Origin of the sequence: Xanthocytophaga flava (assembly GCF_030068545.1) — a bacterium.
In the GTDB taxonomy this organism is placed as follows: Bacteria; Bacteroidota; Bacteroidia; order Cytophagales; family 172606-1; genus Xanthocytophaga; species Xanthocytophaga flava.
Map to the genome: position 1 here is coordinate 1 of NZ_JASJOR010000009.1, position 23061 is coordinate 23061.

General features: G+C 40.8%; 23 protein-coding genes. 15 read left to right on the forward strand and 8 right to left on the reverse strand.

Features of this window, described 5'->3' with window-relative positions; all coding sequences use genetic code 11:
• Positions 1–476: 476 nt before the first annotated feature.
• From QNI15_RS14565 to QNI15_RS14575, 3 genes are read right to left on the reverse strand one after another with little or no spacing between them, the layout of a single operon-like run.
• The gene (locus tag QNI15_RS14565; protein WP_314002932.1) at positions 477–1232 is read right to left on the reverse strand and encodes a BT4734/BF3469 family protein; all 756 of its coding nucleotides are present in this window, start codon (positions 1230–1232) and stop codon (positions 477–479) included.
• Positions 1229–2863, reverse strand: a complete 1635-nt coding sequence (locus tag QNI15_RS14570; RefSeq protein WP_314032293.1) for a DEAD/DEAH box helicase — start codon at positions 2861–2863, stop codon at positions 1229–1231. The genes QNI15_RS14565 and QNI15_RS14570 overlap by 4 nt, the downstream gene beginning before the upstream one ends.
• Before the next feature lie 3 nt (positions 2864–2866).
• Positions 2867–3238 carry a helix-turn-helix domain-containing protein gene (locus tag QNI15_RS14575; RefSeq protein ID WP_314002928.1) on the reverse strand — a complete coding sequence of 124 codons (372 nt, stop codon included), beginning with the start codon at positions 3236–3238 and terminating at the stop codon, positions 2867–2869.
• Positions 3239–5337: 2099 nt separating this feature from the next.
• On the opposite strand from QNI15_RS14575, the gene QNI15_RS14580 reads away from it, so the two are divergent.
• The 7 genes from QNI15_RS14580 to QNI15_RS14610 all read left to right on the forward strand — a co-directional run bounded on the left by QNI15_RS14580 (position 5338) and on the right by QNI15_RS14610 (position 11351).
• Entirely contained in the window at positions 5338–6225 is an 888-nt protein-coding gene (locus QNI15_RS14580; protein WP_314032295.1) for a helix-turn-helix domain-containing protein, read from the forward strand.
• 135 nt (positions 6226–6360) lie between these two features.
• Entirely contained in the window at positions 6361–6906 is a 546-nt protein-coding gene (locus tag QNI15_RS14585) for a VOC family protein (RefSeq protein ID WP_314032297.1), read from the forward strand.
• 368 nt (positions 6907–7274) lie between these two features.
• Entirely contained in the window at positions 7275–7757 is a 483-nt protein-coding gene (locus tag QNI15_RS14590; protein WP_314032523.1) for a GAF domain-containing protein, read from the forward strand.
• A 383-nt stretch (positions 7758–8140) separates the two neighbouring features.
• A complete protein-coding gene (locus tag QNI15_RS14595) occupies positions 8141–9034 on the forward strand; it encodes a helix-turn-helix domain-containing protein (RefSeq protein ID WP_314002922.1) in 894 nt (297 codons plus the stop codon).
• Positions 9035–9093: 59 nt separating this feature from the next.
• Positions 9094–9597: a YbhB/YbcL family Raf kinase inhibitor-like protein gene (locus tag QNI15_RS14600; protein WP_314002920.1), complete on the forward strand. Its 504-nt coding sequence runs from the start codon at positions 9094–9096 to the stop codon at positions 9595–9597.
• Between the two features lie 109 nt (positions 9598–9706).
• A complete protein-coding gene (locus QNI15_RS14605; protein WP_314032299.1) occupies positions 9707–10237 on the forward strand; it encodes a DinB family protein in 531 nt (176 codons plus the stop codon).
• 214 nt (positions 10238–10451) lie between these two features.
• Positions 10452–11351, forward strand: a complete 900-nt coding sequence (locus QNI15_RS14610; RefSeq protein WP_314002916.1) for a hypothetical protein — start codon at positions 10452–10454, stop codon at positions 11349–11351.
• A 725-nt stretch (positions 11352–12076) separates the two neighbouring features.
• On the opposite strand, the gene QNI15_RS14615 is transcribed toward QNI15_RS14610, so the two are convergent.
• Positions 12077–12733 carry a phosphatidylserine decarboxylase family protein gene (locus tag QNI15_RS14615; RefSeq protein ID WP_313978474.1) on the reverse strand — a complete coding sequence of 219 codons (657 nt, stop codon included), beginning with the start codon at positions 12731–12733 and terminating at the stop codon, positions 12077–12079.
• A gap of 272 nt (positions 12734–13005) precedes the next feature.
• On the opposite strand from QNI15_RS14615, the gene QNI15_RS14620 reads away from it, so the two are divergent.
• Positions 13006–13770 (forward strand): class I SAM-dependent methyltransferase, encoded by a 765-nt coding sequence (locus tag QNI15_RS14620; protein ID WP_313978473.1) that lies wholly within the window; start codon positions 13006–13008, stop codon positions 13768–13770.
• Positions 13771–13773: 3 nt separating this feature from the next.
• Here QNI15_RS14620 and QNI15_RS14625 read toward each other — a convergent pair whose 3' ends face one another.
• From QNI15_RS14625 to QNI15_RS14635, 3 genes are all read right to left on the reverse strand, one after another.
• Positions 13774–14877, reverse strand: coding sequence for a beta-alanine-activating enzyme beta-propeller domain-containing protein (locus QNI15_RS14625; RefSeq protein ID WP_314032300.1), 1104 nt, complete (start codon positions 14875–14877; stop codon positions 13774–13776).
• A 244-nt stretch (positions 14878–15121) separates the two neighbouring features.
• Complete coding sequence (locus QNI15_RS14630) at positions 15122–15724, reverse strand: DUF4136 domain-containing protein (protein ID WP_314032302.1); 603 nt, start codon at positions 15722–15724, stop codon at positions 15122–15124.
• A gap of 598 nt (positions 15725–16322) precedes the next feature.
• Entirely contained in the window at positions 16323–17141 is an 819-nt protein-coding gene (locus QNI15_RS14635) for a universal stress protein (protein ID WP_314032303.1), read from the reverse strand.
• Positions 17142–17702: 561 nt separating this feature from the next.
• On the opposite strand from QNI15_RS14635, the gene QNI15_RS14640 reads away from it, so the two are divergent.
• From QNI15_RS14640 to QNI15_RS14670, 7 genes are all read left to right on the forward strand, one after another.
• The gene (locus QNI15_RS14640) at positions 17703–18155 is read left to right on the forward strand and encodes a DUF2267 domain-containing protein (protein ID WP_313978469.1); all 453 of its coding nucleotides are present in this window, start codon (positions 17703–17705) and stop codon (positions 18153–18155) included.
• A 323-nt stretch (positions 18156–18478) separates the two neighbouring features.
• Positions 18479–19327, forward strand: a complete 849-nt coding sequence (locus tag QNI15_RS14645) for a bifunctional helix-turn-helix domain-containing protein/methylated-DNA--[protein]-cysteine S-methyltransferase (protein ID WP_313978464.1) — start codon at positions 18479–18481, stop codon at positions 19325–19327.
• A 14-nt stretch (positions 19328–19341) separates the two neighbouring features.
• The gene (locus QNI15_RS14650) at positions 19342–20055 is read left to right on the forward strand and encodes a 2OG-Fe(II) oxygenase (RefSeq protein ID WP_314032305.1); all 714 of its coding nucleotides are present in this window, start codon (positions 19342–19344) and stop codon (positions 20053–20055) included.
• Positions 20056–20060: 5 nt separating this feature from the next.
• A complete protein-coding gene (locus QNI15_RS14655; protein WP_314032306.1) occupies positions 20061–20306 on the forward strand; it encodes an Ada metal-binding domain-containing protein in 246 nt (81 codons plus the stop codon).
• Entirely contained in the window at positions 20293–20895 is a 603-nt protein-coding gene (locus QNI15_RS14660; protein ID WP_314032308.1) for an alpha-ketoglutarate-dependent dioxygenase AlkB family protein, read from the forward strand. Before QNI15_RS14655 ends, QNI15_RS14660 begins: the two co-directional genes overlap by 14 nt.
• Positions 20896–21328: 433 nt before the next feature.
• Complete coding sequence (locus tag QNI15_RS14665) at positions 21329–21589, forward strand: hypothetical protein (RefSeq protein ID WP_314032310.1); 261 nt, start codon at positions 21329–21331, stop codon at positions 21587–21589.
• 389 nt (positions 21590–21978) lie between these two features.
• Positions 21979–22299: a hypothetical protein gene (locus QNI15_RS14670; RefSeq protein WP_314032312.1), complete on the forward strand. Its 321-nt coding sequence runs from the start codon at positions 21979–21981 to the stop codon at positions 22297–22299.
• Positions 22300–22306: 7 nt separating this feature from the next.
• Here the strand turns inward: QNI15_RS14670 and QNI15_RS14675 are convergent, their stop codons facing one another.
• On the reverse strand, positions 22307–23014 hold the full coding sequence (locus tag QNI15_RS14675; RefSeq protein WP_314032314.1) for a DUF1028 domain-containing protein: 708 nt from the start codon (positions 23012–23014) through the stop codon (positions 22307–22309).
• Between the last annotated feature and the right edge of the window lie 47 nt (positions 23015–23061).

Consider the following 23061-nt stretch of genomic DNA (forward strand, 5'->3'; position numbering starts at 1 on the left):
ATGTTCAATCTTGAACTGTTGGCTCATTAGCAAAGTATGAACCGTAGAAAAGAGGGTTTGTATTTTCGTTTCCATACTTACTTAACCCAATACTTAACTCTTAAGTTGACAGCATTGAGCGGACGCTGCGTTGGTGGGTAAAACCTTGTTTGGGTACTATCACAAACCTGAACAAGTATCAATTTGCCCCAACGCAACGGACGTTGCTTTCACTATAGGTCCGAACGGACGTTCGAACCAGCGTCTTTCTTTTTAAAACCTTCATTTCCAGAAAAGATATGGGACACGATAAGGACTTGCCCTGCCTGGTTTCCATTCGCGAATGATTGGGTTTATCGGACAACCCTTTCGGATGTGTCCCATGCCGTGTCTGTGGGAATGTGGGCGACCGCCAGTCGCCCCTACAGAATCGGGTTAATCCTAATCATTCGGATGTCAACCAGGGCGATCTGCCAATCGCCCCTACAGGTATCGGATCATACATAGAACACCTCAGCTTTGTAATTCCCTGTCAGACCTGGATCATAGGTAACATAGCGCAGCTTGGTAACCTGCTGGTCAGAAGGGTCAGTAACAATGCCATATACCGCCTCATAATACACACTGAGAGCCTGATACGCTTGTGTATGTTCATTAGCCAGAATACGTACTACTACTGTCAGCCCTTTGCCAGAATAGTTCTCAAACACGGCATACGTATACTTATCCTGAGCCAGTATCTGTTTGCCTCGCTGCAGATCGCGAAAGCCGTCTACATCGATACCGATAAAACCCGAATGTCTGATGAGTGACAGTTCCTGATTGCGGATAGCAAACGAACCCGACAGAGTCACAACTGAAAGGGACAAACGCAGTTGGCTGGTACGTTCCTGACGGTATTGCTCTATTATTCCACGCCATAACCCTTCCTGTATATGGGTTAGGTATAAGTCCAGTGGATAAGAGTTACAGGTTAAAGCATCTACAGGCGAAAAGAAACTAATAGTTGACATAAGTATATAAGAGAATAAAAGGTTAGAGAATAGATTTTTTGTCTGAGTGTGCCCACAGCGAATGTTTGTAGCATTCCGAAATTGTAGGGGCGCACCCATGTGTGCGCCCAGTTTCCGAACGCGAACGATTGGATTTATCAGACGACCCTTTCGGATTTTCCCATCGTTGGTGTTATCACCAACGAGATGTTTCCCACCGTTCAGGTTGGTGATAACACCAACCTGGGGCGTGACAATCATAGCCTGTGGGACACCAGGTTATCACGCGGGTTTGCCTCTACAGGATTACACAGATTGCCCATCTGGGCATATTCCTGCATAAACTTGTCTACCCAACCCGGACGATAGCCTTTGATGTGGGCATACTCTTGCAGCAGGGGTTTGGGATTTTCGCGCTCCATGATGCAGAACAGCACCCATTTGGGTTTGTAAGGTATGCCTGTCCGTAGATTGCCTAGCTGAGCCCGTTGCATGAGTTCGGTGACACTCATTTTTGACAAGCTTTTTTGTTTCAGATAAGACCAGTCTATGGTCATCTCCTGGGTTTGTACCTGCTGGCTTTCTTTTTTCTCTTGGGTGAGGCGTTCAAACTCCCAGCCACAATACGGACAGTGTACACTGCCTAAGGGAATAATCGAATGACACTCTGTGCACTCTTTCGTAGGAGCAATGTCAAGCGTTTTGGGCGGCTTGCCACTATGGAACAAATAACTCCAGTCGCGGGGCACATGCCACAGGCCATGCTCAAGGATGTTGTTGCCCATGTCTATAATGATAAACTCCTCCTTGGTGGCTGTAGTGCGTGAGCCACGTCCGCACATCTGCAGATACAACGGCAGTGATTGAGTAGCTCTGTTCAGGATGATACACTCAATAGAGGGTTCATCAAAGCCCGTAGTCAGAATGCCACAGTTCACCAGAATGGCATCGGGCGTATGTGCAAACCACTGCAGTGTTGCCTGGCGTTCTTCATCTGAGGTATACGAAGTAACCGTACGCACCTGCTCATGCACCTCCCGGAAAGCCTGAGCGGTAAAATGCGTATGCGCAATGTTGACACAAAAGATCACCGTCTTTTTACCCAGCGCATGTTCCTGCTGATTAGAGACACAACCCCGGTACAGCTTCGGTTTATTAAAGTCAGTATAGAGTTCACTATTTTTATACTCGCCATCATACCCTGTCGAGGCAGTGATTTCCATAGGCACCGCAAAGTAGCGGGGGGTAGCCAGATAACCTGCTTCAATCAAAAGGTGTATCTCTGTACCTATTACAATGTCCTCAAAATAATCTTTGAGTGGATCGTGCTTACTGGCAGCCACAGGCGTCGCTGTAGCTCCAATGATAGGTAGATCCGGGTGCAGGTCTATTACTTTCCGAAAGTTGCCCTTATGTGCTTCGTCTATAATAATAAGGTGAAGATCCGGCAATGACCAGCCTTTTTTGACACGTTTGTAGTAGGTTTCAACCATGGCCACCACCACTTCCTGTGACGGCATATATTTCACTCCGGCCTTTAGTAAACCTACCTCTAATCCCGCTTTCCGAAGGGTAGCTGCTGCCTGATACAACAGTTCGATACGATCCACCAGAATCAGTATACGGCCTAAACCTGCTGCTTCCAGTGTGCGTCGGGTAATCTCAGAGAAGGTCACAGTTTTACCCGCACCTGTAGGCAGGCACAGGATGACACGCTTTGTGCCACTCTGGTGCTTTTGTGCAATAGCCTGGATACACTCTTCCTGGTAGCCTCTCAGAGCCAGTTTTGGGTTGCCTGTTCCTGCGTGTACAGCTGCAACCGATACGTTCGGTAAGGGCAAAGCTTCGCCATCCATGCCCGTAGCATGGTTTAAAAACACATCCTCTTTCATGGATTAGCTGTTTTGGATGGCTGATGAGTTCCCTGTTGCCTGATCAGGCTCTTCCGGATTGCCGTTGTCAGATAAATGGCGCTTTATCTCTTCTTCCAGTTCCTGAAGTGTTTTCTGTTTACCTGCTAGTATCCAGGCTTCCAGTTCAGGCTTGCTGAAATACAGCTTGCGTCCCCGCTTCATATGCGGAATGCTGCCGGCACATACCAGATTGTAAATAGTAGACTGAGCCAGGCCCGTAATCTGCATGGCTAATTCGATGCCGCCAAGCTGCTTGTCGGCTGGTGCAACAGGAATGGTAACAGATTGGAGCTCTACGATCAGAGCCTCCAGGCGAATAAGCCTCAATTGAAGCTCTTCAAAGGGATTAAACATACATGGATGAGGTTGTGGTAAAAATTAATTACACAGAACCCCCTCTTGTGAGGATAACCAGAAACAGGACAAATGAAACGCAGGTGACTCCAATTAGTTCTGCAAATAGCAGCTGTTGCCTTTTCGACGAAAAAGCCCTAAGCCTATTTACTTTTACTGACAATGTTGCTACCTTTGTTTCATTGGCTACTACGATAGTACTACTTGTCTCTATTGACGTTCCAATAGATTTTCGCTTCGTATATATAGTGCAGAGCATTTAAAAGAAAATACTCTTTTGTCTTGTTTCTGAATAAAGATAAAGCAGCCTTTCTGCAAAACAGAAGGTTGATTCTAAGTCCAACTGTAGTTCTGTCGCCAAACTTCGCTACATTGGCTCATGCTAGGAATCTCTCACAAAAGGGGTTCCTATTTCTATTTTATAGGGTCATTGTTTTTACTGGGTATGCACTAGTTGAGTATGCACTAGCCGGTTGAGGCTTTGTACAATAGGTGTGCAATGAAAGCGTATCTGAAAAATAGGGTTTAAGGTGATAGACAACAGACCAGAAACCGGGGGTGAGATTTTTGAATTTCATGTAAAAAAAACTGAAAAGTAACAAGAAAACTGAAATCAGGTTGTGTGTTGAAAGTATGCGTTGAGTTGCGATTGTCAGAGGCGACAAAAAAGCATCCGAATAACTGGTTCGTTTGTCTTCTTTTATCCACTACATTTCACAAATGAATCTCTGTGTGAACTCAAGGACAAAATTAAACCGGAAAGAGGATTTTGCAAATATTTTTGTATAAAAGTTATTCATGTAATCGTAGAAAAAAGATTTGTTTTTATCTATCTTTTTGAGTGTTAGCAGATAAGGTATTTTATTTTTTGTCATTATTATAATTAATTATAATTAAAAATTTTTGTCGGTTTCTTTTTCTGAAAGATTTATTCAGATGGGGTAAGCTGGGTAAGATATGTGGATTGTATTTATTTTATATCATAAGTCTGATTTGAGTAAAATTTTCATCAAGGCTTCGGTTGTGTACAAAACGGAGTCTAAAATCAAATCTGAGGCCCCAAAGAGGCTCTATAAACTATTATCTGATCATAGCCCATGTTCTGGGTCTGTTAGCAGGTATTCACCATCAGAAGCTTTCTAATGTCTTCTAAAAGCTAAATCCATCAGAGTGGCTTTCCTACTCCTTCCAAAGAAACTCGCCTGGTAGAAGGACAAAAGGGGAGTGGTATTACTTTCAGAAGGATGGAGGCAGAGTGTTTTTCAGACTCCTTTGTGTCAGATAGGCCCTATAAGGCATGAAAGATCACTTATAAGGCATTGCCAGCCCATAATCAGTTTACTGGTTCAAAACTCAATAGCATCGCTTTAATCTCTTCTAATGACCTGTAATCGTTTTCTGGGAGCAAGGGTAAGTGGGAAGGGAATGAATTGATATATTTTTATTCTCTGATGATTTATTTTAAGAATACTATGTTTTTGGTTTTTATAGAATATTTTTTAGTTACTATATTTTTGTAATATTATCTCTTAAAAGAGAGGATTTTTGTGTATTTTAAACTCTGTCTGAAAAGGACTTTCTTCTCTGTACTCCTGAAAGGAAATCTCCCTTTGTTGTCCTTCTGAAAGAATCTTGTGACAAATAGAGTCATGCTTGGGTCCTGAGAAAAAATACTCTCCAATCAGAAAAACCGCCGGTCTTGCCACGAGATTCTTTCAGAAGGACAGGAAGGGAACCTAATTTTTCCAAAAAGATAGATAGACTGATTCTTTCAGAAGGAAAAGGACAAAAGGGGACAGGGAAATGAAATGGTCTTTCAGTAGGGCAGAGAGTAGTATTTCTCTTTAGTAAGGTATTTTTTTAGGTATCTTTTCTTTATTTACCGAATGCTTTTCTGCAAAAGTTATGTGATAGGATAAGACCTTTGCCTTTACCTAATTTACGAGATGGCTTTAAACAAGTTCAATGTAAACCATAAGAAGTCAGTTTGAGCAAAGAGAATACAATTGTCGCTAAATACCTCATGAAATGGCGTACATTGAATTCCTATTTGGCTAAGTTAGTTATTCAACACTGTGTTTCTGTAAAAGACACTCAAAATGACAGGAATCCCTCTTATTAAGGAAATAAACGAAGCCTATGAAAGCACGGGTCTCTCACTTCGTACAAGCAATCCTTCTTTTCACATCTTTGACATGCGTGATGCAAACCAGCTAACGGTCAACCACTATCCTCCCCATAGACTCGATTTTTTTACACTCATCATCAGCTTTGGTACCAAGAGCTTAAACTTTACACTCAACACAACTACATTCGAAAATGTGGATCATTTTATTGTGTGTGCCGCACCAGGCCAGGTAATGAAGTGGGAAAAAAACGATGACTGGTTTGGCTTTTGCCTCTGTTTTAAATCTGATTTTACCCGGTATGAATCAGAAATGAACCTGTTAGAAGATTTCCCGTTTTTCAACATCAAACAAACCAATCTGTTTCCTATCAATGAAAGTGAGTTCAGGGATCTGGCCTTAAACTGTCAGCAGATTGTAACGGAACAGGCAAACGGTTTTAGTTATAATTCCCAAATAATGAGAGCTTTATTGCAGGCGGTTCTCTGGCAGGTGCGGAGAATTTACGAGGGTTCTAAACAACAACCCATTGAAAAGCAAAGCTTGATTCTTGCCTCTCAATTCCACTATCTGGTAAACAAGCATTTTATACACAAGACGTTGGTGGCAGACTATGCAGATATGCTCAACATTACAGCCAATCATTTAAGTCAGACCATAAAAGCAGCCACAGGTAAAACGGCAAAGAGTATCGTGACCGAAAGAAGACTGGAGGAGGCTAAATACCTGCTTCGGTTTACCAATAATGATATTTCAGAGATCGCTTTTCATTTAAACTTTGCAGAACCCACTCATTTTACCAAACTATTTAAGAAGGAAGTCCAGAGTACACCGCTTCAATACAGACAAAACAACAAGTAGATGAGAGATTATTTACACCAGGTCGGCTACGATAAACCAAGATTTTTGCCATTTTTTCCAACTTTCTCATCCTTACCATCTTAGAAGAGGAGAGTAGTTTTGTTGTACAACAATGAGGTATTAAAACACACAACCATGTCAGACAACAAAACTCACACAGTTAAAACAGTACCGGATGGGTATACGGCTGTAACACCCTGGATCATTTCCCCTTCTACAGAAAAAATGATCCATTTTCTAACAACCGTCTTTGACGCAGAAGAAGTACCCAACAGCCGAATTACAGATGAAGAAGGTGTGATTATTCATGCGGTTGTAAAAATTGGCAACGCAATGGTAATGCTTTTTGACGCAAGAGACGGATGGGGACCTACACCGACTTTTCTGAATCTGTATGTAGAGGATATCGAAATTACTTATCAGAAAGCCCTGGCACTTGGAGCCACATCCGTAACAGATAGTACCACACTCTGGTTTGGCGAGAAGGTATGCCGGATAATAGATCCATTGGGTAATCTTCTATGGATAAATCAGCGTATCGAAGAGGTGGACTTTACAAACCCGGAAGAGGTTAAAAAAAGAGCCTCTTCACCGGAAGCGATTGCAGGGATCGCGTACATACAGAAATCTCTCGATGAGGCAATCCGAAAGCAGAAAAACTTGTTGCAAGTGCCATACTAAAGCCTTTACGACTACTCATCACAACATGCAAGTGTTTAATTCTGTAAGTAAGGGAAATATCTAAAAGTTTCGTTTCAAAAACTTTGTGTTCCTTCTCCCGTCGTTGGTGTTATTCACCAACGAGTTGTTTCCCACCGTTCAGGTTGGTGATAACACCAACCTGGGGATTGAAATTAAGGCATGCTACAAAATCTGCTCGTTGAGCTGGTTTAAAACTTATCCTAAACAACTTCATTTACTATACTGCTACCTTTGGAATGATTCGTGAAAGTTTGTCGTTAAAGTATAAAATCTAATTTGTAACATCGCATCGACAAAACTAATCCGCCATGTCAGCTTTTGATATGGCTTTCTATGTACTCATTCCTATGGCAGAAACACTTAGTATTCCTACTACCACTGATCGTAAAGAGATATATGATACCCTGATTCCTCAGATTGCTTCACTTATTGACGGGGAAACAGATCTGATTGCTAACCTGGCAAATATAGCTGGTGCTCTGAAACAGGCATTTGACTTTTTCTGGGTAGGCTTTTACCTGACTAAAAACAATCAACTGGTACTGGGACCGTTTCAGGGCCCTATCGCCTGCACCCGGATTGACTTCGATAAAGGGGTATGTGGCTATTGCTACCGTACACAGGTAACTGTACTGGTACCCGATGTAGAGCAGTTTCCAGGGCATATAGCCTGTTCCTCTGATTCAAAATCAGAGATTGTAGTGCCTATCTTCAAAGACGGACAGGTGTTCAGTGTACTGGATGTAGATAGCGACCAGTTAAATGATTTCAGTGAAGTAGATAAAGAAGGGCTGGAACAAATTATGCGACTATTAGAAAAAACGTTATAATAGTATAACTCAGTTTTCCTTCGCATGGAAACATAAGTCATCCCAAACTTTGAGTAAAAGGGTGTCATTGAGAAAGTAAGAACAAGTGTCACACAGAGAGCAAAGACGACTTCAATAGTGAACGGCAGTGTAGGTGCGTTGGCAATCTTTCTGCCGCGAGGTTGGCCTTTGGCCTTGCGGGCTGAAGGATCGGCAGAAAGTGTCCTTTTTGGCCTACTTTTTTGGACAAGCAAAAAAGTAGAAAGCTGCAAGTAGAATCATGTAAGGGACAATAAACAAAGCAACTAAAGAAATTTCTCAGAAATTACCCCCAAGCCCACATTTTCAAAAGTATAGGCTTGGGTTTTACTCATGTTTCGAGATAGATTTATATCAGAAAAGCTATGTCAGATAATTCTTCGCTATCAGGCCAATCTCAGACAGACCAAACACCAATTCGGGATTTGGCCCTGTTTCATTACATTTCTGACAAGCAAGCCCGGAGAAATCAGATATTTCTTCAGCAAAATCTCATTACATTACTGGAACAAGGCGAAAAAGTGGTTCATTATGCCAATAACGCCACCATTATTACTGACTCTCAATTTGCCATACTTTCGTCTGGTAATTGCCTGATGACAGAAAAGCGTCCTGTCGACAAGAGTTATCGCAGCACAATGTTGTTTTTTGACAATACAGTGTTAACGAAGTTCTTTCTAAAATACGCCTCCAGTATTGAAAAAATTTCGTCAAAGCCGAGCCAGAGTCAAGAGCCATTCCTTGTGTTTGAGAAAGATGAGTTTATCAGAAACTATATAGCTTCTCTGAGATTGATTCAATCTCAGACTTCCTCCTTTTCTGACAAAAAGATAGAACTGAAATTTGAAGAATTAATGCTTCATCTGTTTGAAAAATACCCGGAAGAAATGTTGTCTTTTCACATAAGGAGCCAGGAAGAATACTCTGATCTTGAACTCAGAAAAGCAGTAGAGCAGAATATCACCAGCAATCTTACCTTAGAAGAGTTAGCCTTTCTGTGTCATACCAGTGTCTCTACGTTTAAACGGAGATTTGTAAAACTTTATAACATTACTCCGCGCCAATACTTCCTGCAACGCAAAATGGAAATAGCCACTTCATTGTTGTTACAAAACGAACATCCGGGCGAAGTGTTTTACAAAGTAGGTTTCGAAAATCACTCCAGCTTTTCTCAATCGTTCAAACAGGTATATGGTATAAGCCCTAAACAATTTCAGCAGCAAAAGATGACCTTTTCCCAACAGACTTTGATCGATTAGCCATAATTGAACTGTGGGCTTGCCTCTACCTTTGCATACACATTAAAACGCAAAGAAAAATGGAAACACAAGCAACAGTAACACAAACATTCACTTTGAGGAGCAAGGAGGTAGGAGGTCAGTTTACCCAAAAACAGTTTGGTAATGGACCCGGTTGTTCAGGTGAAAATATCTCACCTGAATTGCATTGGGAAAATGCCCCATCCGAAACAAAAGCATTTGCCGTAACCATGCACGATGTTGACGCCCCAACAGGAAGCGGACTGTGGCATTGGGTCGTATATAACATTCCACCTTCCATCACATCCCTTGCCAGTGATGCCGGTAGCCTATCCGAAAACAACTTACCCGAAGGGGCGGTTGGTGGCTTAAGCGACATCGGAGTAAAAGGCTATTTTGGCCCTTGTCCACCTGCCGGAGAGCTTCACCGCTATATCATTACCGTTCACGCACTTAAAGAGCCTATAGCAGCAAATGAGAATGCAAGTGCAGCACTTACAGGATTTATGCTTACTATGAACACACTGGCAAAGGCTTCACTCCTGGTATATGGTCAGGGATAACTATACCCAATTGAGGGTACTACTTCCCTGCCTCATAGAATGCATTCCTGTGACGCAGGGAATCCTTCCTGAATATCTTTTCAACTAACATGGTATCTCTGTATCAAAAATGAACAAAAAATATATTTCAGAATTAACTGACTATACTATCTGGGTAAATAAAATTGCCATTAACTGGTTGAGTCAAATCAATGATGAGCAATGGGAGCAACAGATTGTCAGTAGTTTCAGTAGTGTGAAACAAACCGCACTCCATATTGTCAGTGCTCAGAAAGTCTGGATCGACTACTGGAAAAATGTTTCTGCGCCTGTTTTTTTATCTGTTGGATTTACAGGTACTAAAACTGACCTGATACAAATCTGGGAAGGTGTATCTGCCGACTTGAAAAATCTGATGGATACATATCCTGAAGAAAAGTATCTGCAACCTGTCACTTTCAAATGGCCGGGAGGTGGGGAAGGTACAATGGAGTTCTGGCAATCATTGTTGCACATGAGTAACCACTCTACCTACCATCGTGGTCAACTGGTGACTCTATTACGCCAGGTAGGCTTTACAACATTTTCTTCAACAGATCTGGCTACATACTATCGTATAGTCCACAATGAAGATAGTTTGCGTGTATTTGCGGGTTCCTGATTTTTTACTATAATATACCAGGACGTTTGGGTGATGTGTTTTTAATATATTCCTCTTTGAAAGATAGTGAAGTAGTTTTACTATCTTTCAAAGAGGAATATATAGTTCTGGACAGACTAAGCATTGGATTACATATAAGCACGGATGCGAGTAAGTTAGTTTAAAGGTGAAATTTGATATTTTTTCCTCCATATAGCCTTGAATCACCAACCGTATGAAATCAATAGTCATCACATTCTTACTTGTGTTGCCATGCCTACTCTTTGGACAAAGTCTGGAGAAAGAATCTCTGAAGTATCTTGGGCAGCCCAGACCTGGCCTCACTCCAATAAAATTTGCCTCTGATCTGGTGTCGTTGAATAATCAATATGAATTTGGTTCTGTATTTTCCAGTAATGGCGAGGAGTTCTATTATGCCGTTGACATGGCTGGAAAAGCTGAGATCAGGTATATGAAACTAAACAAGGGGCAGTGGACAAAACCAGTAGTTCTGCTATCTGATAAGGTATTCAGTTACAATGATCCAATGTTGTCTCCAGATGAGAGTAAGTTGTTTTTTATATCTGACAGGCCATTGGGTAAATCAGGAGAAAAGAAAGATTATGATATATGGTACATAGAAAAAAAAGGCAGCGGTTGGTCAGATCCTGTTAATGCAGGCCCTGTAATCAATTCGGATAAGAATGAATATTATATTTCTTTTTCAAATAAGGGAACTATGTACTTTTCATCAAACAGAAAGGGCAAAGACGAACGGGCAGATAGCTATAACATCTATACGGCAACTACAAAACGTGGGGAATTTACTCAGCCTGCATCTCTGGGAGACTCGATTAATACACAGCACTATGAGGCGGATGTATTTGTGGCAAGTGATGAGTCGTACCTTATATTCAGTGCAAGTCGGCCTGATGGGTATGGTGCAGGCGATCTTTACATAAGTTTCAAAAAAGCAGATGGCACATGGTCTAAAGCAAAGAACATGGGAGACACTATCAATACACCAGGCCATGAGTTATGCCCCTTTGTAAGCAAAGATGGGAAATATTTCCTCTATACCAGTTGTCAGGATATTTACTGGGTAGATGCCCGGATACTGGATAAACTAAGATAGCTAAAGCCTGCAAAAGCCTTTGTCTTCTTTTTCGAAAGGATCTCCCTTCACTGTCCGCCTAAAGAAACACCTCCTCTCCCTCTCTGTCCTTCTGAAAGGATCTTCCCGCCCTTGTCGGGACAGGCGTGATAAATAGAGTTGCGTTTACTTTCTGAGAGAAAAGGAATTATTCCCCAGGTTGGTGTTATCACCAACCTGAACGGTGGAAAACAGGTCGTTGGTGATAACACCAACAACGGGCACACAAAGTTGATATGACTTGTGCAACTAATTATCTATCTACAAAGAAAGAAGTTACAAAGAGAGCAAATATCACTTCAATCACGGAAGGTGGTGTAGGTGCGCTGGCAATCTTTTCTCCGCGAGGTTGGCCTTTGGCCTGTGGGCGGGAGGATCGGAGAAAAGTGCCTTTTCTTTACAAACACACCAATCTGGCTCACCAAATTCTCATTTGGTGCCCCTTTCTTTGGGCATGCAAAGAAAGTGACATGGCAGGGAGAGTGATATAAGAGACAATAAACCAACTCAGGAAAATACAAGAAAAAAGGAAGAAGCCAGTGGAAGAGAGATGTTCTGGACTATAAGCAAGAGACGAAGAAAAATGCTATAGAATCGTAGCAAATAAAGTACGAAATACTTCAAAAAAACAACGCCTATACTCTTTTAAAAGTACAGGCGTATAAAGTAATAAAGGTATATTTAAATCTATTGCTGAAAACCTTTGTTTATTTAGTTAACTCTGCAATTACAGTTACACCACCCTTAGTCTTATCTCCAAGATTTACCAGAATCTTTGCATCCAGCGGTAAAAACAAGTCTACTCGTGAACCGAATTTAATAAAACCAAATTCCTGTCCCTGAGACACCAGTTGTCCTTCGGCTATATACCAGCGAATGCGTTTAGCCAATGCACCTGCAATCTGGCGGAGGAGAATTTCAGTGCCACTGTTTGACTTGATAACCAGCGTAGTACGTTCATTTTCCGTACTGGCTTTAGGATGCCACGCTACCAGGTATTTACCTGCATGGTATTTAAAATATTGAACCATCCCTTCAATAGGTGTTCTGTTAATATGCACGTTGATCGGTGACATAAAAATAGAAACCTGACGGCGGGGAGTATTGAAATATTCTGTTTCGATAACCTCTTCAATCACCACAACCTTTCCATCTGCTGGTGCAATCACCTGAAGGTCAGCTTTTGTCAGTAAACGGTAAGGATTCCGAAAGAACTGCAGGATCAACAGATAGAACACAACTGAGATCACCAGTACGATCCAGGTCCAGGGCGCAGCAAAGAAATTGAAGAGAATGCCATTCAGAATAAACAGGAATAGCAAAGAGACCAGCAATAAAATACGTCCTTCTTTATGGATAGTCATACAGGTTCAGATTTTTCGGGTTGGTTTAGTTTCTGTTCAGATTATGGAATTGGGTACTTGTAAAGAATTTATACTTTCTCATGTATGTGATAATCAGCTGTATATTGCTGATAACAGACAGGTAATTACAGCATGTATACTGCTTTTATTTTATACAAAGAAAGAGTTTATTCGATAAAAGAACGCCAATCTGGTTTTTTTTGAATGCACGAAAATAGCTACTTTTGGGCAATTGACAATATGTTGGTACAATTTCAGCATACAAACCGTTCATGAGTGATCAGAAATTACCCTTACAGGACACTCCTCCACACACAGATTCATGGGGTGATCCACTAGGAGATGCATTAAAAGAGTATCTTTCAAACCCTTCTTCTTCCGATACAATTATTGTGCATATTGATATTGCAGAAGAAGAATATCTGCCTGTAGCACACTTTTTCCGAAATGAACAAACCATCTCTGAGCTCGAAAAGCAAGCCCTTACTGCCTGCCGGGGTCATGTTCTGGACATTGGAGCCGGAGCTGGTAGCCTTTCGCTGATTCTGCAATCCAGGGGCCTGACTACTACCGCCATTGATGTTTCAGAAGGGGCTGTCTGGGTTATGAATCAACGAGGCGTTCAGAATGCCCATTGTGTGAATATTCTGGACTTCGGAGACGAAAAATATGATACCCTCCTGATGATGATGAATGGACTGGGAGTAGTAGGCACGCTGGATGGATTGGCAAATTTTCTGGAGCAGGCCAAAGATATGCTGAAACCGGATGGTCAGATACTGCTGGATTCGGCTGACATCCTATATATGTATGAGGATGAAGAGGGAGGGTACTGGATTGATCTGAATGGTGCATATTATGGTGAAGTCACCTACCAAATGGAATATAACCAAGTAAAAGGAGAGCCTTTTGCCTGGTTGTTTGTAAGCTTTGACGTACTGTCTGAGTATGCAGAAGCAGCAGGGTTTACCTGTGAATTGTTATTTACAGACGAAAATGACCAGTACCTGGCACGATTAACACAACTGCATTCATAGTAGCTACTGTATATCCCCACTAATACCTGGGTGAAAGACTTTGTGTTGTTTTGTTACTACAACCGGACTGGAATAAATGGCACCGTTAGTATTGGAAACCCATTTTTTCTGTCCGGTTATCCCATCAATGGCATATACCTGACCCGAAAGGTCGCCTATATACACTACACCATTGGCAACCACCGGACTCGAAAATAGATAGCTGGTGACAGTGGTAGACCATTTCGCTGTGCCAGTCACTGCATCCAGCGCGTATAGTGTACTGCCAGCATGAGAGGTGATATACACAATACCCTCCGACACAAATGGACTGGAATAGATAGAGCTATTGGCCGTAAACTTCCATTTTAGTGTGCCTGTAGCTGTATCAACGGCATACAGGTTTTTGTCGTAACAACCCACATATACTATTCCATTGGCTACTGCAGGACTCGAATAGATAAAAGAGCCTGTTGCCATTTTCCATTGTAGCGCACCTGTACTGGCATTAAAGGCGTAAAGTGTATCCTTTCCAGATCCAATGTATACTGTCCCCTCAACTACTGCCGGACTGGAAAATGAAGCGTTTATAGTAGACACTTTCCATTTCAGATCTCCTGTAGTCTGGTCCAGCGCATATAAAGCACCATCTTTCGCACCAAAATAGACCATTCCATTTGCTACCACCGGACTGCTTTCAATATCCTTACCTATATTCTTTTTCCAGTTGATGGTGCCACTTACTGCATCCATGGCATACATCGTATCACTGCGACTACCCAGGTATACGTTATTATCAACTACTGTTGGGGAGGAGAATATAAATCCATGGGTAGAAGTCTTCCATTGGGTGGTACCTGTAGTAGAATCCAGTGTATAAAGGTTGCCATCTGAGCTTCCTACATATACCCATCCGTTTGCTATTGTAGCACTGGATTCTACATAGTTTCCAATCTGAGTTTTCCAATGTAACTTGCCTGTAAGGGCATCAAACGCATATTCATATCCATCATCACTACCAATAAATACAGTTCGGTTTACATCAGGCTCCGGATCATCCGTTTTGCAACCAGATACAAGTATCCATATAAATAAACAACATTGCAGAGAGAGTAGAGTTAATTTCATGCATACAAAGGTAGAGTAGGTGATAGCTACTTATACTGGATGCTGATGTATGCTAAATATACTACCTTATTGGTTGAAAACAGTGTCTGAAAGTGAATGAGATGCTTCGCTTATTTAGCGATTTTTTTAGACAGCTTACCAAATATTCCAAAAAAAACCAGAGTCTGCACTCTTTTAAAAAGTATAGACTCTGGTTTCATACTCACAGTGAAACTTTGAAATAACTCTTGTTTAGCAAATTTTTTTATTTCCTTCGACTCAACGCCTTTTCCTGATCTGACTCTTGAGAAACAGGATATTTTTTGAAAATAGCTATTACTGCTTTTTCAACCTGTCGGTTTAATGTGCGGGGATTATCTACAGTGCCTGCAATTGACCCTCTCCAGGCCAGTTGATTGGTGCGTGCATCTATGATATCAATAATAAGTGTTCCTTCTGTATATGTATAACTTTGTCGGCCAGCATACGAAAAGGGAGATATTCCCCAGGGATAATAACGCCAGCCCCAGCCACCATACATCATCGGATAGTAATTATTTCCAGTACTCCGTTTTTTTTCAGTATAGGTATGATACGCAACTTTTACATCCGGATTGAATGTAGTTTGTTGCATCCCGCGATCTGTAAGTTCCCTGGCAATAGAAGCATGAAGATTCTGTTCAATAATTTCATTCTCAAACAATGGATTCTCACTTCCTTTATTAGTATTATCAACATCTGCAAACTGAAATGTACGATATTTACTTAGATCAGCGTCTCTGCTTTGATCTGTAACAACCTGCGACCCTGCACAACCTCCCAGCCAGATCAGTAAACCAAGCATAGGAACAATTACTAAGTTTTTCATAAGAGTTCATATTTAAAGCTAAAAATCACATTGTATTTCCTGAAATAGGATAGGGGACACACATACCCAACCCAACTACTATAAAGTACAATAAAACTATGCCACGCTTTACCCTGTAGAATAATGAGGATTGTGCTGCGATTGAGCGACTTTATATATACCTATTTTGCTTGTATTTATAGTACGTTCACACTAGCTACAAAGAAAGAAGATACAAAGAGAATACCGGTGACTTTAAACGCAAAAGGTCGTACAGGTACGTTGTCAATCTTTTTTCCGCGAGGTTGGCTCTTGGCCTTGCGGGGGAAGGATCGGGAAAAAGTGCCTTTTCTTTACAAACACACCAATCTGGCTCACCAAATTCTCATTTGGTGCCCTGTTTTTTGGACAAGCAAAAAAGTGACAAGGCGATAAGAAGAGTGATGTTCTGGGTTTTAAACAAACGAAGAAAGAGAGCTTTCTCAAGAATACCCCAAGCCCACATTTTCAAAAACATAGGCTTGGGTTTTATTTACATCCACTATTCAGGATGACTCATGTTCTATACTTACATCCAACGTCTGAAATAATTCAGAGTATAAAATAAGTGATTGAAGCTTTATTTCTCCGCTGGCAATGCCAATAGAGGTGTTTTGGTATGAAATGCCATCTTAGTGATATTATTCTTATCAAACATGCGTTCAAAAAATGAATACTTGCGTGGTATCATCACCAGCAAATCACTATGCGATTCACACACACTCTGATCTATACCTCTCTGAATGTCCTCTCCATACAGATAGGTGTATTCCAGCTTAACTCCTGATAGCTGATTTTCAAAATCAATATAGCTGGCAGTTCTTTCCGGCGAATGACCTGCTGGCATAGGTTGTGGCAAGCGTAATACCTCTACCTGAGCACCAAAAGCCTCGGCCATGTCTCTGAGTGGCGAGAGAGAACAGGAAGAATCAAAATCACTGGCAAGCATAATGTGTTTGATGTTTTTATACGAAAAGTCTCTGGGTATCACCAGAATCGGAAGATCCCCGCGTTTAAGCAGGGTAGAAGTTACACTGCCCATAAGCAATTTCCCAACTGGATTTGTTCCACGCAAACCCATAATGATCAGATCCGCCTTTGCCTCTTTAAAATATCGGGTCAATACTTCTGCAACAGCCCCCAGACTAAGTTTACAGGTTACCTGTATGTGATACTTATTCATTAGCTGAGTCTTTATTTCCTCCAGCCGGATCATATGATGTCGGTTGAGTTCATCCAGAGAGGGAATGTCTACAGGGACTTCTGTGGTAATCAGAGGCAGGTCTACGGCATGAAACAAGATAATACCCGCATTGGTCTTCTGTGCTACATGAGCGGCATACTCGGTCGCGTACCAGGCATTATCGGAGTAATCGGTTGGTACAATGATGGTTTTCATACTAGTCTGGTGTTAAAAAATTTATGAAATCTACTTCTTCTCAGTACTCTTTTCAATGATATATCTCACTTGTATGCATGCCCTTTTTGGGTTTATTACACCTTGGTTCTGACCTGTATAGTATCGTGGGGATTGTTGATGAACTCGCTATCTAAGTTATAATTTTTTTCTTGTTTTTCCTTTGATTTTTACAACTTTATCGGTTACTTTTATTCACTTTTTTTATAACCACAACTACTTGTCTCATATAAGAAAAAGAAATGGATATGTGTCTGAAGTACAATTTTAGATACAAAGAAATTTCTGGTAATCAGTGTTTTACTTTTTTATCTATGTTGAGGCATTGTGCCTTTGAGACCTTGGTTTATACATGAATAGCCAATCTGTAATGGTAACTTTTACCAGAACATGTATTGAGTAACCTGTTTGTGTAATTATTGCCAGTATGATGAATATCATCTGCTGGAGTATATGATGTCATAGCATCCCTGTCTTCTTTCAAAGTATTTTTGTTTTGTTTATTTTTTAGCTAATAGCATTGCTCGCAGGAGGGGCAATACCATGACTACTATCATCGAAGCACACTTTGACGAAATTCATCCGGAATTGGTTGATCTGACCAGAGACTTACATTGGGAACGAGATCCTGAAAAAGGAGTTCGTATATTACGAACTGTCCTCCACTCACTGAGAGATCTTCTTAAGCTGGATGATGCCATTGCAATTCTGATGTTGCTGCCTCATCCTATGAAAGCTTTGTTTATTGAAAACTGGAATACAGCTGATCTGCCTTCTGTCCCTCCTGAAATGTGTAACTTTGTGGATTTGATCCGTAAGAAAGCTGGTAAGCTGGCCTTTTTTGATTTTGCAACTCCTGCAGATACTGAGAAGTCAATAGAACATATATTTTGCTATATACAAGAAAAACTGGATATAGATCAGGTGCGTGAACTGCAACGGTATTTGCCTGCTATGGTACGACCGTTTCTCTGTCTTCCCAGTTTTGCAGGATAGGTTTCTTTACAACAGATTGTCTTATTGTTATAAGAAGAATAGTATTCCTCCTCGCTCTGTTTTGTCACTAGTAGGTGGCAGTGGTCTGTTATGTATAGACTACACTGCCACTTTTTTATATAAAATAAACTATGAAGAATTATTCCCTGCCTTATAGTGTAGAAATGAATATAGTGACTGATAAAAATAGAAATGTAGATTATTTGTCGTGAGAGAGTGGAGCCAAGCAGCAATGTTAACCAACTAAGGATAAAGGAGCGCAAGTTTCGGGTTTTGGAACGGGGTCTGACCTGCTATTTTTGTATCATCTAATTCATTATAAGATGAACACACAGGAACAGATTCACTATAATCGCATTGCAGAAGCAATAGATTATATACGACAAAACTTTAAAGACCAGCCTAACCTGGATGAGGTAGCAGAAAAAGTGCACCTGAGCCCTTTTCACTTCCAACGTCTTTTTACAGACTGGGCAGGAGTGAGTCCTAAAAAATTTCTTCAGTATATCAGTATAGAACATGCCAAGCAGATCTTAAAGAACCGACAGGTATCTCTATCCGAAGCTGCCTATGAAACCGGCTTATCCGGCACAAGCAGACTACACGACCTTTTTGTAACCATAGAAGGAATGACACCCGGAGAGTTTAAGAACGGAGGGGAGAATCTATCTATTAACTATAGCTATGCAGAAAGTCCTTTCGGCAATATCATTGTGGCCTCCACAGCCAAAGGCATTTGTTATATGGCATTTGCTGAGAATGAACAGATAGCCTTACAGGATCTGCAGCAACACTTTCCTAACGCCCGCTTTCGACAAATGCTGGATCTGCTTCAGCAGAATGCCTTGTATATCTTTACCCATGACTGGAGCAAGCTCGATCAGGTTCGGTTGCATCTAAAGGGTACAGACTTTCAACTCAAGGTGTGGGAGGCCCTTCTACGTATTCCTATGGGACATTTATCTACCTATGGAGAAATAGCAGGCAAAATCAATCAGCCAAATGCTTCCCGTGCTGTTGGTACTGCTATTGGCAGTAATCCTGTTGCCTTTCTGATACCCTGCCACCGAGTGATTCAGGCAAGTGGAACTATTGGAGGCTATATGTGGGGATCAACCCGTAAAACAGCTATGATTGGCTGGGAAGCTGCCAAAACAATTATCACCGATTGACTAAACAGATGAGTATGCAATCTATAAAAGAAAAGATTAATGTACTGAACTGGCAGTCAATCACCAAAGAGATGAACGAAAAAGGCTTTGCCTGTGTATCTGCTTTGCTGTCTGAGACACAATGCGAAGAACTCATTCAACAATACGATAATCCTTCCCTGTATCGCAAGACAGTTGTTATGGAGCGTTACCGCTTTGGATTAGGGGAATACAAGTATTTTCAGTATCCCTTGCCGGATACCATACAAACTATACGGGAATCTGTGTATGAACACCTGGCACCTGTTGCCAATGGCTGGATGAAAGCCTTACACATAGATAAAATCTTTCCCGATACATTGGCTGAATTGCAGTTACTTTGCCATTTGCATGGACAGCAGAAGCCAACCGTGCTGATACTGAAATATGGCAAGGGAGGACATAATACACTGCATCAGGATTTGTATGGAGAGATCTTTTTTCCTATTCAGATTGTTTTATTTCTGAATGAACCGGGACAGGATTTTACAGGTGGTGAATTTGTGTTGATGCAACAAACTCCACGTGCTCAATCCAAAGCTATGGTACTAACTCCACGAAAAGGAGATATGGTGTTATTTACGACCAGTTTTCGTCCGGTGAAAGGGAGTAAAGGGTATTACCGGGCAACAATGAAACATGGAGTAAGTGAACTTCACAGTGGCGAACGCCATACCTTGGGAATTATTTTTCACGATGCACTAAGCTGACTCGTATGATACTACATAGTGAGTTGGAGGATCGTATTTTATGGCACAAAATGCGACATCGGGAGATTATAGTAGGAGGCAATGTAAAACTAAAAATTTATGGAACTTTACATTGTACATCCGGTAAACGAATGAAAAGAGAAAACCGTGTGTTTTTCAGATCAGAGGATGATGCTATCACATATGGTTACAGGCCTTGTGCACATTGCATGAGGCATACTTATCAAAAGTGGAAAAATGGACTTATTTAATACTGACCCTATTGTAAATATATTACCTGCAGATGGAATTGCACACTACTATGGAAAGATTCTGTCTGTAACGGATGCCCGCTACTACTTGGATCAACTATTTCAGACTATTGAATGGAAAAATGATGAAGTAGTTATTTTTGGTAAACACATTGTTACCAAACGGATGGCAGCCTGGTATGGAGATGAGAAATTCGAGTATACTTATTCAAATACTACCAAGCAGGCCCTACTCTGGACTGCTGATCTGCTAAAATTAAAAACATTGGTTGAACAAACAACCGGATCAACCTTCAATTCCTGTCTGTTAAACCTCTATCATACTGGCGACGAAGGCATGTCATGGCATAGCGATGATGAGAAAGCCCTGGGACCCAATACCGAGATTGCCTCTCTGAGTTTGGGGGCTGAACGTAAATTTTCTTTCAGACACAAACAAACCAAACAGACTACCTCTGTAATTCTGGAGAATGGTAGCTTGTTGGTGATGAAAGGGACAACTCAGACATACTGGCATCATGCACTACCTAAAACTAAAAAAGTTTCCAGACCCAGAGTTAATCTGACCTTTCGCACTATTGTACTATAGTAGGCAAATCCCTTGGCACTTGTAAACTTACATATGTCATTTTCGATGCAGAGGATGCTTTTTGTACACTATTCCTGCGATTATATTTGAGAAGGTGATAATCGTATATTCTGCAATAGTGATGTTATTTCTTAACAAGTCAGGACTTAGTATTAGGCAACAGATACAATCTGTAAAAAAACGACTTGATTCTTCTGTTTTTAATAGGAAACCCCAACTGCTAAAAGAAGATGATTGTTACACATTTATTATATTTCCCCAATTGGATTCCTATATTTTTCCCATTATAATTTTGGTGTTCTTTATTGGTTCCTGCGAAATGGCTACATGGATTATCTGGTTATTACCCCTTCTTATTTCATGTGCAATTCTTTATTTTAGAAGAACAGTGCTTGAGTTTTATCCAGCTGAAGAAAGAATAGTTATTACAAAAATGCTGTTAACCAAAACACTTTCTCATAAAGCTTTTCATTATCGAAGGCCATTAAACTTGTATATGGAATGGGGTACATGGAATCAGGATAGTGACAGCAATACCCTCACCGCAACACATACCTTATATATCAAAAACTTACCTGATGAAGTGAATACAAAGCTAATCGAGACGACCAATATTGACGTCTTGATGGAGATTCGAGACCTGATAAATACCAATGAATTGTATTATGCAGGCTCCCAAATAAAAATGTGGTAAGTGATTCCTACTCCTGATGTTTCTATCTCATGCTATAAGGGAGGTGAAAAAGCATGTCAAAAAGATATCTTGTGGAATTTCCTATTCTTGTGATTATGATTGAGTTGATATATAAACAAATAAAACAGGTCTACAATAGTAATACTACTAACCTGATTCAATAGATTAGATCTGTAAAAAAACAGTTGTACGTTTCTATTTTTAATAGAAACGTACAACTGATAAAGGAAGAGAGTTGTTATACCTTTATTATATTTCCCCAACTTAACTCCTATATTTTTCCTGTTATGATTTGGGTGTTTTTTGTTGGTTTCGGCGAAATAGTTACATGGATTGTCTCATTATTATTCCTTCTTATTTCATGTACAATTCTTTATTTTAGAAGAACAGTGCTTGAGTTTTATCCAGCTGAAGAAAGAATAGTTATTACAAAATTACTGTTAACTAAAACGCTTTCTTATAAGTATTTCTATTCTACAGGGCCATTACAATTGTATATATGTCAGGAAGATGAGGAGAGTGCATGGACCCTAAATGTCAAAGGTTCAGAATATGATCCGGATGCTGAATTGCTTACTGCTAATTCCTTAGCTATATTAATGGAATTAAGAGAATTGATTAATGAAAATGAGTTGTATTATGCAGGTGCCCGAATAGAAATTCTCTATAAAGGGCTACTTGCTAATGCCTCAAGCAAACATTTAACGTAAAATATTTCTATGATTGGTGCTTTGCTTTCCATCTCGCATACTTACCACGCAGAAGTGACACAGCATTAAGACCGCCTCTTTTCTGACCAAAAAATTGCAGAACCAGATAGGGCTTTCGTTTGTCCGTGGGTTTGGCTACCATCAGAAACGCACTAGTGGCTCGTTGTTCGCCACAGCGTTTGTCTCCTCCCGCAGTAGAACCAGCTTCCAGTGCACGCATCAGAATTTCATCAATACGCAGAGAATCCTGTTGTCCCTGTATCACAGCATCCAGAATAGCTTTTAATTCTTCCTCCGAAGACAAAGTATTGCCTTGTACAGAAACGCCTGCAGCTGTCAATGTGCCATGAGAGGTATGGGTAGCCGCACCTGTATATGTGGCAGGTGTAGCGAGGTGGGAAAGAGTAACAACAGCATATTGTTGTTTTTCGGGATCAAATAGCGGATCAAGCAAAGCTGCAATAATTTTTTCGGGAGACGCTCCAGCTTCAATCATGTTAAGTCCTTTACGTCTGGCATCTTTGTTACTCATGGCCTGTACTATAATGGCACCTTTGCCAGGTATAATCTGTCCAATGCCATAGCAATTATAGGTACAAGAGGCTCCTGCTATGCCAATTTCTTTTGTAACAGGATCTATAATAATAATAGACCAGGTGGCTAAGGTATTTGTGTAAATACTAAGAAAACAGGCCAGAAGTACACTAAATCGCATAGGGTCAGATTGGTATAGTTTCCTTGTAGATGCGTGATGCTGACTTT